This is a genomic window from Paenibacillus sp. FSL R5-0490 (genome assembly GCF_001956215.1).
Taxonomy (GTDB): Bacteria; Bacillota; Bacilli; order Bacillales; family Cytobacillaceae; genus Cytobacillus.
Map to the genome: position 1 here is coordinate 197991 of NZ_MRTQ01000004.1, position 12290 is coordinate 210280.

The 12290-nt window shown below is 44.2% G+C and carries 9 protein-coding genes; 8 read left to right on the forward strand and 1 reads right to left on the reverse strand.

What is annotated here, in order from left to right; translation table 11 throughout:
• The first annotated feature begins 19 nt into the window (after positions 1-19).
• Positions 20-1069 (forward strand): LacI family DNA-binding transcriptional regulator, encoded by a 1050-nt coding sequence (locus BK139_RS04990; protein ID WP_076257267.1) that lies wholly within the window; start codon positions 20-22, stop codon positions 1067-1069.
• A 288-nt stretch (positions 1070-1357) separates the two neighbouring features.
• Complete coding sequence (locus BK139_RS04995) at positions 1358-3061, forward strand: methyl-accepting chemotaxis protein (RefSeq protein WP_076257268.1); 1704 nt, start codon at positions 1358-1360, stop codon at positions 3059-3061.
• 49 nt (positions 3062-3110) lie between these two features.
• Here the strand turns inward: BK139_RS04995 and BK139_RS05000 are convergent, their stop codons facing one another.
• Complete coding sequence (locus BK139_RS05000; RefSeq protein WP_076257269.1) at positions 3111-4145, reverse strand: C40 family peptidase; 1035 nt, start codon at positions 4143-4145, stop codon at positions 3111-3113.
• A gap of 304 nt (positions 4146-4449) precedes the next feature.
• On the opposite strand from BK139_RS05000, the gene BK139_RS05005 reads away from it, so the two are divergent.
• The 6 genes from BK139_RS05005 to BK139_RS05030 all read left to right on the forward strand — a co-directional run bounded on the left by BK139_RS05005 (position 4450) and on the right by BK139_RS05030 (position 11870).
• On the forward strand, positions 4450-5340 hold the full coding sequence (locus tag BK139_RS05005; RefSeq protein ID WP_076257270.1) for an acyl-ACP desaturase: 891 nt from the start codon (positions 4450-4452) through the stop codon (positions 5338-5340).
• 290 nt (positions 5341-5630) lie between these two features.
• Complete coding sequence (locus BK139_RS05010) at positions 5631-5987, forward strand: SpoIIAA family protein (RefSeq protein WP_076257271.1); 357 nt, start codon at positions 5631-5633, stop codon at positions 5985-5987.
• 336 nt (positions 5988-6323) lie between these two features.
• On the forward strand, positions 6324-7592 hold the full coding sequence (gene codB, locus BK139_RS05015; protein WP_076257272.1) for a cytosine permease: 1269 nt from the start codon (positions 6324-6326) through the stop codon (positions 7590-7592).
• Positions 7582-8847: a cytosine deaminase gene (locus tag BK139_RS05020; RefSeq protein WP_076257273.1), complete on the forward strand. Its 1266-nt coding sequence runs from the start codon at positions 7582-7584 to the stop codon at positions 8845-8847. The genes codB and BK139_RS05020 overlap by 11 nt, the downstream gene beginning before the upstream one ends.
• A gap of 271 nt (positions 8848-9118) precedes the next feature.
• Entirely contained in the window at positions 9119-10744 is a 1626-nt protein-coding gene (locus tag BK139_RS05025; RefSeq protein ID WP_076257274.1) for an ABC transporter substrate-binding protein, read from the forward strand.
• Positions 10745-10802: 58 nt separating this feature from the next.
• A complete protein-coding gene (locus BK139_RS05030) occupies positions 10803-11870 on the forward strand; it encodes a M42 family metallopeptidase (protein WP_076257275.1) in 1068 nt (355 codons plus the stop codon).
• The last annotated feature ends 420 nt before the right edge of the window (positions 11871-12290 follow it).

A 12290-nucleotide genomic window follows, 5' to 3' on the forward strand; every position in this document is an offset into this window, starting at 1 on the left:
CTTTCAAAGGAGAATTTTCGTGAGAGAGAAACAAACAACGATTCGAGATGTTGCAAGAGAGGCAGGCGTTTCCGTAGCGACCGTGTCCAGGTATTTGAATAATAATGGATATATCAGTCAAAAAGCGGAGATGAAAATTCGTGAAGTGATGGAGCGCCTAAACTATCATCCAAATGAAATCGCGAGAGGGTTAGCGAAAAAGAAAACTCGGACGATTGCTCTGATTATCCCTGATATCACAAACCCATTTTTTCCGGAGCTTGTGGTGGCAATTGAAGAAGTGGCAAAATCGAAAGGCTACAGCATCATCTTAGTAAATACCCAAGCCGGGGATATGGACGATAATCATTTTTGGAAGCAGCTTCAAAACCGATATGTTGATGGTTTTATCTTGGCATCGTTTGAAATGAGCGAAAAAGTCGTAAAGGCTATTGAAAAATTAAAAATACCGTTTGTAAGAATTGACCGGGCAGCGGAAAATAACACCTTTGACTCGATAGGATTAGATAACTATAAAGGTGCCAAGCTGGCTGTTGACCATTTGATTGAAGTCGGCTGCAAAAAGATTGCCCATATCAGCGGGCCGGGGTCGTTCCCTCCATCGTCTGAACGGAAGCGGGGATATGTGGAGACTGTCACGGACAGAGCAATGAGGAATGGAATAGCTTCTCCAGAGGATTCGGTCATCGTATACGAAGGGGACTTTACATTGGAAAGCGGCAAGCTGCTGACTCAAATCCTTATGAACGAGCATAAGGATGTCGATGGAATATTCCTGGGCAATGATTTAATGGCGATTGGCTGTCTCAAAGCACTTAAACTAATGGGCTACCAGGTTCCAAAGGAAGTCGCCATAATCGGCTTTGACGGAATCAAGCTAACCGAAATGGTAGAACCGGAAATTAGTACAATTGAACAGCCCATCTATGATATCGGGGTAGTATCCACTAACAAACTTATTCGTAAAATTGAGGGGTTAGAGGATGATAAATCATTCCCTGATGAGCCTTCTCTGGACATTCGTCTAGTTACAAGACCCTCCACACTTGGGTTTGGGAAATATAGGTAAATCCGATAGGGAATGTAATGTTTTTAGAGTAAAAACGGTTCTTTTTATAAAAATGAAAGATCGCTATGAACTGAGCCAGCCTTGGCAAGTCCATAGCGATTTTTTGTTTATCATTCCGAAAATAATTTAAACTTATTTACCTTTACCTTGCTGACTAACCAGTCAGGTTTTAATTTGAGTCATGAGTTTGAAGAAATTAATTTAATAAGAAAAAATACCTAGATTAATTCGACTTATTGCCGATAATTAAATTGTGCATAGTGTAAAGAATTAAAAAGGGGAGCCAGCATGATGAACAAACATAGAAACATTAAGATCGGATGGAAATACGGGGGCACCCTGCTGGTCGTATTTATCCTTTTCGGCATTGCAACAGCTGTTGTATTAGGATTGGTAAAGAATATTGGCGATAATGTAAATGCCCTGGAGCGGCGTGGAGAACGGGCGGTGCATATTGCTGAAATGGGCTCGCTTACCCGTGCGAAAGCAATGAGAGTGTTTGAGTATTTATACAAGCCTGAAACAAAGTTTATGGATGAATTCCAGGATCGGCGGGAAGAGTTTAATGAGCTGGAAGCAACAGTCAGAAAGAAAATGGATACGGAAGAGAAGCTGGCCATTTTTGATCAGATTGTCGCTTACGATAAACAGTTAAACGATCTTTTCTATAGAAAACTCGTACCTGCAATGGATAAGGGCGACATGGAAGCAAGTGAGCAATTCGCCGGTGAGGCCAGTGAAGTCCAGCTTAAAACCGTTAAATTATTAGATGAACTGCAGGTAATGGTGAATGAAGAGCGGGCGCAGGCAGTTAAAGCTGCAAAGGAAAGCCAAATGAAAACCTTTAATACGCTTATTATTTCTATGCTGGCGGCCGTTATCCTCGGGGCGCTAATCACATTCTTCATCAGCCGGATGGTATCGCGTAATCTGAATGAAGTTGTGGGTATAACCAATCGCATCGCTAAAGGAGAACTGGATGTTCCGGAAATCCAATACAGGGGAAAAGATGAGATTGGCCGTCTGGCAGAGGCTGTAAATACTATGAGCCATAATCTGAGAACAACGATTCAGCAAGTCTACGAAGTATCACAGACGGTCAGCAGCCAGAGTGAAGAGCTGTCACAGTCAGCAGAGGAAGTAAAGGCAGGGTCCCAGCAGGTTGCTTCTACTATGCAGGAGCTCGCATCGGGATCTGAAGCACAAGCGACGCATACTTCTAATCTCTCTGCTTTTATGGAGACATTCACCGAAAACATGCAGGAAGCCAGTTCAAGTGGAGAAGTTGTGTTTGAATCTTCCAGGAAGGTCATAGATATGACCGCAAAAGGCAGCAGGTTAATGGACGCCTCGATTCAGCAGATGGGCATTATTGATCAGATTGTCCAGGATGGTGTGGGAAAGATGAAAAGCCTGGATGCCCAATCACAGGAAATTTCGAAGCTCGTATCCGTCATTAAGGATATTGCCGATCAGACCAACCTCTTAGCATTGAATGCTGCGATAGAAGCAGCACGTGCGGGTGAACAGGGTCGCGGGTTTGCTGTTGTGGCAGATGAAGTGAGGAAACTGGCGGAAGAGGTTACTGTTTCGGTAACAGACATTACGGGCATCGTTTCCAGTATCCAGACTGAATCAGCCAATGTCGCAGAATCCTTGCAGGGCGGTTATCAGGAAGTTGAGAAAGGCACAAGCCAAATTAAAACAACTGGAGAGACCTTTACAGAAATCAGCACTGCTATTAAAGAAATGGCGGACAGCATTCAATCCATCACAGAAAAAATGGAAACCATGGCGGGTAAAAGTCAGCAAATGGGTGCATCCATTGAGGAAATTGCGTCTGTTTCTGAAGAAGCAGCTGCAGGAATTGAACAAACATCCGCTTCATCCCAGCAGACAAGCAGCAGTATGGAGGAAGTATCGCGGAGTTCCGAGGAGCTTTCTCAAATGGCAGAAGAGCTTAATAAGCTTGTTGCCCGATTCAAACTATAAGAGGGAACCGCCGGTGTGTTTGCACCGGCGGTTTTTTCATTTCAGGTGCCTAATAGAATCTCTTAAATCCATCGAAGTGTTTCTTATAATAAGAGTTTTCGAGGCTAGTAATCTCCACGCCATTGGAGCTTGCATGGATGAACTGGTTATTTCCTATGTAAAAGCCCATATGTGAAATTCCCTGTCTATATGTATTTTCAAAAAAGACTAAGTCACCTGGCTGTGGCTGGCTAATATAATACGAGCGGCTATAGTAGCCGTCTGTTGAATACCTTCCAAGCTTTGAGCCGCTTTTATTCAATACATAATAAATAAAACCGCTGCAGTCAAACCCATCTGGCGCAGTCCCTGCCCACTTGTACGGAACACCGATATATTTCTGGGCTTCAGCCAAAACAGCAGATGCAGAACTGCTTTCTTCTATCACTTCTTCAGCCGGTTTTTCTGTTGCCGGCTTTTGGCCTAATGTGAGTTTTTGTCCAATAAAAATCATGTCCGAGCTAAGCTTGTTCCATTCTTTTATCTGCTGAACAGTTATGTTATTTCTGCTGGCAATCAGGCTTAGTGTATCACCTTTAACCACTGTGTAATTTCCGGAACTTCCAGAAGGAGCAGCGGCTGGGGGAGGTGCCGGAGCAGCAGAAGGCTTTTTATCATTATTGCCTGAAGCCGTTTTTGACACCTTTAATACTTGTCCAGGATGAATAATATGATGAGTAAGCTGGTTCCAGCTCATTAAATCTTTTAAATTGATTTTATGATTCAGAGCAATTTTAGACAAAGAATCGCCTGATTTGACTGTATATGTATTGGCTGCACTTGGACTGGCAGGAGCCGGAGCTGGCGGTTTAACAGATTGAACGCTTTTTGCAGTGCCGGGCACTTGGAGTGATTGATTAATATAAAGAGAATCTGAGCTTAATTTGTTAATAGTTTTAAGCTCTGTCACAGTGGTTTTGTATTTTACGGCCAACTGATATAGAGTGTCCCCCTTTTTCACCACATGTGTATCAGCCGAAGCCTTAGCGGCAAAACCTGAAGATAGCATAGCAGCGGCTGCTAGTGTGACAATCTGTTTTTTCACTTTTCCGATCCTCTCCCGTCGACATATTTTAGATAATTTTACCACAATCATTGTCCGAAAGAATTATATTTTTACATTCTTATACAATAAATTTTCAGAAAACAATGACTGTCGACCTATGTCGAAACGAATGCTGTCAACCGCTGGAGATTAGCGTCGAAAGGACGCGGAAATTTGCATGTTTAAAGAACTAATTTCCTGAAAATTCGATTTTCCTATTAGTTAGTTAACGTGCAAATGTGATATAGTTAAATTAGTAACAGGTCATAATAGTTAGCAATAAAATAGCGATGGAGGTCTACACTTGTTAACAAATCATCTTGATTTTCGTCTGGAGCCGAAGGTAAGGGAATTGTATGAGGAGCACAAAAAGCGGGCTGAAAAAATAGATTGGGGCTATCACGAATTTCTCCCATGGGATAAAGCACAGGATTTCAGGCGTGTACCTTGGGATGAAAGCCAGGTGACGCTTCCGGAGTCTGTCATTACCGCTGTAGAGACAGCTCTCCTGACAGAAGTGAATCTCCCATGGTTCACCTCTTATCTGGACCAGACTTTTAAAGGGTCATTGAGTGTTATTAAGGAATTTGTGCATACCTGGACAGCGGAAGAGGATCAGCACTCCAACCTGCTTGAAACCTATCTTTTAATCACGCGTAATGTCCATCCGGGAAGGCTTCACCAGCTTCACAAGCAAACAGTGGAAAACGGCTGGAATCCCGATTTCCATACCCCATTTGAAACAATGGTCTATACCTCCATGCAGGAGCTGGCCACCATGGTGTTCTACTATAATGTAGCGAAGGTAGCGGGTCCGCATGATAAGGATTTGTCCACCTTGCTGAGGCGTTTGGCCAAGGATGAGACCCTGCATTATACCTTTTACAGAGACGTTATAAAGCATCACCTGCAATTGGAACCTAACTATTGCTACTACCTCGCGAACGTCATCATGAACTTTAAAATGCCGGGTGCTGTCATGCCTGATTTTGAAAACCGTATGGCTATCATCGCAAAAGAAGCCAACTACGGTCCGCTTGAATACTTTGATCAGGTTCTAGATGTCATTATCGACTATTGGGAAGTTGAAAAGCTGCGGCCGATAGCACCTGAAGCAGAGAAAGCAAGACTTGATATCTTAAACTATCATGCCCGCCTCAAAAAGGTCCGGGATCGATTTTACAGCAAGAAATAATTTATAGAACCGGCGCGTTGGCTGGTTCTATTTTTGTTGGGAAAAAAGCTAATTGTGAACGCTGCAAATAGAATTTGGATATCTGCAAATAGAATTGTGAACTTGCAAATAGGGTTCTTCATTCTGCAAATAGAATCGCAAACATGCAAATAGGGTTTTTCATTCTGCAAATAGAATCACAAAAACTGCAAATAGCACACTCCATTACCAATAAAAAACTCATCACTGCTAGTTTCGCAGCCCGCTTAAGCGGGAATTTACCTCAATAAAACCATTTGGAGGTAACCATTATGCTTCAATTCATAGAATCCCGCTCTCCATCTACCATCGCCCTCGCATTCAATGGCAATGCAACAAAGGAAGATGCTGAAAAATTGGATCAATACGTGAGAGAAAATTTTAAAGATGATCAGAAATTCAATATCCTCGCCATCATGACGGATGTAGACGGAACAACTTTCCAGGGTGCCACGGAAGGAATGGAATTTGATATAAAAAGGTGGAAGCAGTTTAATAAATTCGCTGTTGTCAGTGACAAAGACTGGATTGGCACTGTTTCAAAGGTCACGAACTACCTGCCGGGGATCACGGTTGAATACTTTGAAGGCCATCAGCTTGAGGAAGCCTGGTCGTGGATATTGAAATAGCCTCATAAGAGCTATTTTCGATCGCAGGATATCGGGCAGTGACAACAGGTTCGCAACCTGCTACACTAGTCCCCTAGAAAATTCCACCTTGACACTGCTAATCTTTTCTGAAATAATAGTAGACAATTAAATACTGGTACCTTTAAATCAGTCCCGTGAGGCTGACAAGGACAGCGGAAGTATGATGACCAATGGGTGAGGTGTATCCTGCCCAAGGTTCTTCATGCAGGAAAAAGGCTTCTTGTCGGAAAACGGCGAGAAGCCTTTTTCTTTTTCCATCCACTTACTATCGAAGATCCTTCGGTACCAGTTCACAAAACGATTGGAGGAATTGGTATGAAAAAAGTAGATTTGGATTTTTCGTTAGAAGCGGTACCTCAGGGACACCGCAATGGATTTTGGAAAATGCTTGTGGTGATGCTCGGCCTGACCTTCTTCTCGGCCAGCATGTGGTCAGGCGGAACGCTTGGAACAGGATTAACCTTCATTCAATTTATCGGAATCGTTCTGGCAGGCAACTTGATTTTAGGTGCTTACACAGGAGCACTTGCCTATATCGCTGCGAAAACCGGCCTATCAACGCACCTTCTCACCCGCTATGCTTTTGGTGAAAAAGGATCCTACCTATCATCCTTCCTGCTTGCTGCCACTCAGGTTGGCTGGTTCGGAGTGGGGGTAGCGATGTTCGCGCTACCGGTTCAGAAAGTAACAGGAATTGATGCGTATTTTCTGATTGCGGTGGCAGGTCTCCTGATGACTGGCACAGCCTTCTTCGGTATGAAGGCACTGGCAATCTTAAGCTTCATAGCAGTACCTTTAATCACTATTCTTGGAAGCTTCTCCGTTTTTAAAGCAACTGAAACAGCAGGCGGCCTGGAAGGGCTAATGCAATATCAGCCAACAGAGGCCATTAGCCTGGCAGCGGCTTTAACGATTTGCGTCGGCTCATTTATCAGTGCAGGCACGCTGACTCCTGACTTCGCACGTTTCTCAAATACAAAGCGTTCAGCAGTAGTATCAACTGTCATCGCTTTCTTCATCGGAAACTCGATCATGTTCCTGTTCGGTGCAATCGGTGCGATCGCAACAGGGCAATCGGATATCTCAGAAGTCATGTTCATCCAGAAGCTGATTTTCCCGGCGATTCTGGTTCTTGGTTTAAACATTTGGACAACGAACGATAACGCTCTATATGCATCAGGTTTAGGATTTGCGAGCATTTTGAAAATCCGAAAAGGAAAGGTTGTCATCTTCAACGGGATTGTCGGAACGATTGCGGCCATGTGGCTGTACAACAACTTCGTTGGATTCCTGACGATTCTGGGATCAACGCTGCCATCCATCGGAGCTATCATTTTAGCAGATTACTTTATCGTAAATCGCGGCGAGTATAAAAAGTTTGCAGATATGAAGTTTAAGGCCGTTAACTGGATTGCCATCCTTGCCTGGGCAGCCGGTGTAGCCGCTGCAAACTTCGTGCCGGGAATCCCGCCAGTCAACTCGCTGTTAGGATCAGCAATCACATTTGTCCTGGCATCAAAATTGGCTGCTTCATTACAAGGCAGAAATACAGTTCGGGAAGGGGAACTAAGAAGTGATTATTAAAAACGCGAAACTAAGAGGCCGGGAAGGCTTATGGAATATAGCGATACGAGATGGAAAGATTCATAGCTTATCACAAGGGGAAGCGGTTGCCGGCCAGGAAATCCTTGATGCTGCCGGATCCCTGGTTTCGGCACCCTTCATCGAACCCCATATTCACCTGGACACAACATTGACAGCAGGCGAGCCGGAGTGGAACCAGAGCGGCACCTTATTCGAAGGCATCCAGAGATGGGCACAAAGAAAAGAAACCCTGACACATGAAGATGTGAAAACAAGGGCCAAAACGGCATTGAAATGGCAAATTGCACAGGGAATCCAGCATGTCCGCACCCATGTGGATGTAACAGACCCCAGTCTGACTGCCTTAAAAGCCCTGCTGGAAGTAAAAGAAGAAATGTCCGACTATGTGGACCTACAGCTGGTAGCTTTCCCGCAGGAAGGGATCAATTCGTATCCAAGCGGCGCCGAGCTCATGGAGGAAGCGCTGAAAATGGGGGCTGATGTGGTGGGAGGCATTCCTCACTTCGAGTTCACAAGGGAGTACGGCGTGGCTTCAATGAAAACGGCCTTTGATCTTGCAGAAAAATATGACCGCCTTGTCGATATCCACTGCGATGAAATCGATGATGAACAGTCACGCTTTGTGGAAGTGGTGGCTGCGGAAGCCTATGAACGCGGATTGGGCAGCCGGGTAACGGCAAGCCATACAACGGCAATGGGCTCGTACAATGATGCTTATACCTACAAACTATTCAGACTGTTAAAGTTATCAAACATTAACTTCGTCGCAAACCCGCTCGTAAACATCCATCTGCAGGGGCGCTTTGATACGTATCCGAAGCGCAGGGGAATTACAAGAGTAAAAGAACTGCTCGAAGCAGGGCTAAATGTAAGCTTCGGCCATGACGACATCTTTGATCCATGGTATCCGCTTGGCACCGGCAATATGCTGCAGGTGCTCCATATGGGCATCCATGTGTCACAGCTGATGGGGTATGAGCAAATTGTTAACTCGTTTGATCTTATTACAGATAACAGTGCCAAAACTTTAAATATCGAAGAGAAATATGGAATTGAAGAAGGGAAGCCGGCCAACCTGATTATTCTTGATGCGGAAAATGAGTATGAAGCAATCAGGAGGCAGGTGGCTGTGAAGTATTCAGTTAGAAATGGAAAAATAATTGCTGAAACAAAACCTAGCCAGACATCAGTGGTGTTTGGTGAAGAAAAAATGAATGTAGATTTTCATAAATGATAGAAGGATGACTGGCTCAGACTGACTGGGTCAGTTTTTTTGTTATCCAGAAAATTATTAGAAAATCCAGAATTTAATGTAATCGCTTACAACCCTAATGGTAAAGAAGCTGGTAAAACAAGCTTTCAAAAATAAGTATTTCGACTCTAAAAATATAGTAGAATATTTCGATAATCTAATATATACTAATTTTTATTAAAAAGTATGAAAAGTCTAAAAATAAGACTTTATCTTACTTTCATCTACATAAAAATCACAAGGGGGAAAAACAATGAAAGGCAAGTCTTCACTGGTTTTAAGCATTTTACTGATTCTTTCATTATCATTACTGCTTTCAGCATGTTCCGGCAGCGGTGAAAAAGCATCCGGAGGCAGCAGCGGCGATCCAAAAGAGGGCGGTTCCCTAATTTATGCCCGCGGTGCTGATGCGATTGGGCTGGATCCCATCAATGTAACGGATGGCGAATCCATCCGTGTAACAAGCAATATATTTGAAACACTGTTTGTATATGATGAAAATCTTGAAGTCCAGCCGGGATTAGCGGAATCTCACAAAGTCTCTGACGATGGACTGACATGGACCATTACCCTGAAAAAGGGCATCAAGTTCCAGGATGGAACGGATTTTAATGCAGATGCAGTCGTGTTCAACTTCGATCGGTGGATGGATCCTGAAAATCCCTACCATAAAGGGGATTTTCCTTACTACCCTTTCTTGTACGGGGGCTTTAAAGGAGACCCGAACCACAAGATCGAGTATGTAAAAGCAGTTGATGAATCAACAGTAGAGTTTAAATTAACGGAAAAGACAGCTCCTTTTATCAGCTATTTGGCTATACCTATGTTTGGAATTGCAAGTCCGGCGGCCATTGAAAAGCATGGTGACAAATTCTATCAGCATCCAGTGGGAACAGGCCCGTTCGAATTTGTCAGCTGGAAAACCAATGACAAAATCGTCCTAAAGAAAAATGAAAATTATGCAGGAGAAGGTCCATATCTGGATGAACTGATTTTCCGCGTCATTCCGGAGAATTCCTCACGTCTTACTGCTCTTCAAGCGGGTGAAGTTGATATCATTGATGGGCTGAATCCCGATGATGCCACGACCATTGAAGCGGATTCAAACTTAAGTCTTGTCAAGCGCCCAAGCTTTAACATCGGCTACATGGTTTTGAATACACAAATGGCGCCTTTCGATGATGTTAAAGTCCGCCAGGCAGTCAATATGGCCATTGATAAACAGGCGATTGTGGATGCTTTCTATAATGGCTATGCCGAAGTGGCGAAAAACCCATTCCCATCTGTGCTTTGGGGCTATAATGACAGCATTGAAGACTACAAATTCAATGTGGAAGAGGCGAAAAAACTATTGGCAGAAGCCGGTTATCCAGATGGATTCAAGACCCAGCTTTGGGCGATGAGCAACCCAAGACCGTATATGCCGCAGCCGATGAAGGTGGCAGAAGCCATCCAGTCTGATCTGAAGAAAGTTGGCATCGAAGCCGAAATTGTAACCTATGAATGGGCAACGTACCTTCAAAAGTCTGGAAACGGGGAACATCCAATGGGCTTATACGGCTGGACAGGCGTTATGGCCGATCCCGATAACTTCCTGTTCCCGAACCTGAGTGCAACGAATACGGAGAAACCTGCCAGCAACCGTGCGTTCTATGAAAATGAAGAATTCACGAAGCTTTTGCAGGACGCCCGTGTAACATTTGATCAGGAAGAACGGGCAAAGCTTTACCAGCAGGCTCAGGAAATCTTCCACAAAGATGCCCCATGGGTGACTCTTGCACATACAACACCGCCAATCGCAATGGCGGCCTATGTCCAGGGATTCACTGCACACCCAATGGAAGATGATGACTTTACGAAGGTTTACTTGACGAATTAACAGCCAGAGCCCCTGCGTTTGCGGGGGACTCTTTGCATATTTAAGGGAGGGTTTCACTGTGTATGAATTATTAAAAGGGTTATGCGATATCGTAGGTCCAAGCGGTTTTGAACAGGATGTCCAGCGATTTATTTTAAATGAAGTGAAGGATTATGTGGATGAATACCACGTCGATTCGGTCGGGAACCTGATTGTGAAAAAGAAAGGAAATAACCCGGATTTTCCTTCATTAGTCATTGCAGCCCACACCGATGAAATTGGATTTATCGTAAAAAAAATCGAGGATAACGGTTTAATTCGATTTGAGAAATTAGGCGGATTTGATGACCGCATTCTTTTATCACTGCCGGTTAAGATCCGTTCTGAAAAAGGCGCTGTAGATGGAGTGATTGGAACCATTTCTGCCCACTATGTGAAATGGGATGATCCAAAGCGCATTTCCAGCCACCGCGATCTTTATATTGATATCGGCGCCCGTACAGCAGAAGAAGCCGCGGAAATGGGAATCAAGATTGGACAGCCCATCAGCTATGGCACTGAATTCAAGAAAATAGGAAGTAACCGCGTTACCGGCAAAGCTTTGGACGACCGGGCAGGCTGCGCCCTATTGATTCGTCTGCTCCAAAACATTGGAGGAAGCGGGGCACAGCATGGTGACATTTACGGTGCCTTTACGGTACAGGAGGAAGTTGGGTTAAGAGGAGCGTCCGTTGTATCTGCAGCGGTAGAACCTGACTTTGCGCTGGCACTGGATACAACACCAACCAGCGACACATTTGACGTGCTCATGACAGGCACAAGAATCCTTGGCAATGGCCCTTGCATCAAAATCGCTGATAAATCACTGATTGCCCATCCGCTTGTCACTCAGCACCTCGAAAAAGTGGCGGCAGAAGGAGATATCCCATATCAGCATGAAGTCTTCATGGGAATCGGAACAGATGCAGGTGCCATCCATATGACAAACAAAGGCGTCACAGCAGGGGTTATCTCCATCCCGTCCCGCTATACACATACGCCGATTGAAGTAGTCGACTTGGATGATATGGAAAACTCCTACAAGCTGCTGCACGACTTTGTGGTGACATTGAATCAGCTGAAGGGGAAGACGTTTTTGGATACATAATCTTTTCAAAGAAGACAGGGGGGCATGCTCTCTGTCTTTTTTTTGTAGACAGCAGCCGTGCGAAATGGGCTATTTGCAAGATTCCACTCTCTATTTGCAGATTTGGCTATTCTATTTGCAGATTCAACCGGTCTATTTGCAAAATGAACTTCTCTATTTGCAGAATTCCCGTTTCTATTAGTAATGTTCACACTCACACATCACATCTGCCAAACTCCGTAACTGGAATCAGTCTATCTTCCTTTTCTATTAAAGCAGGCAGTGTATGCGTGCTGGATTGCTCTATTTGCAAAAATTCCATCTCTATTTGCAGGATTCCCATTTCTATTAGTAATGTTCACACTCACACATCACATCTGCCAAACTCCGTAACTGGAATCAGTCTATCTTCCTTTTCTATTAAAGCAGGCAGCGTATGCG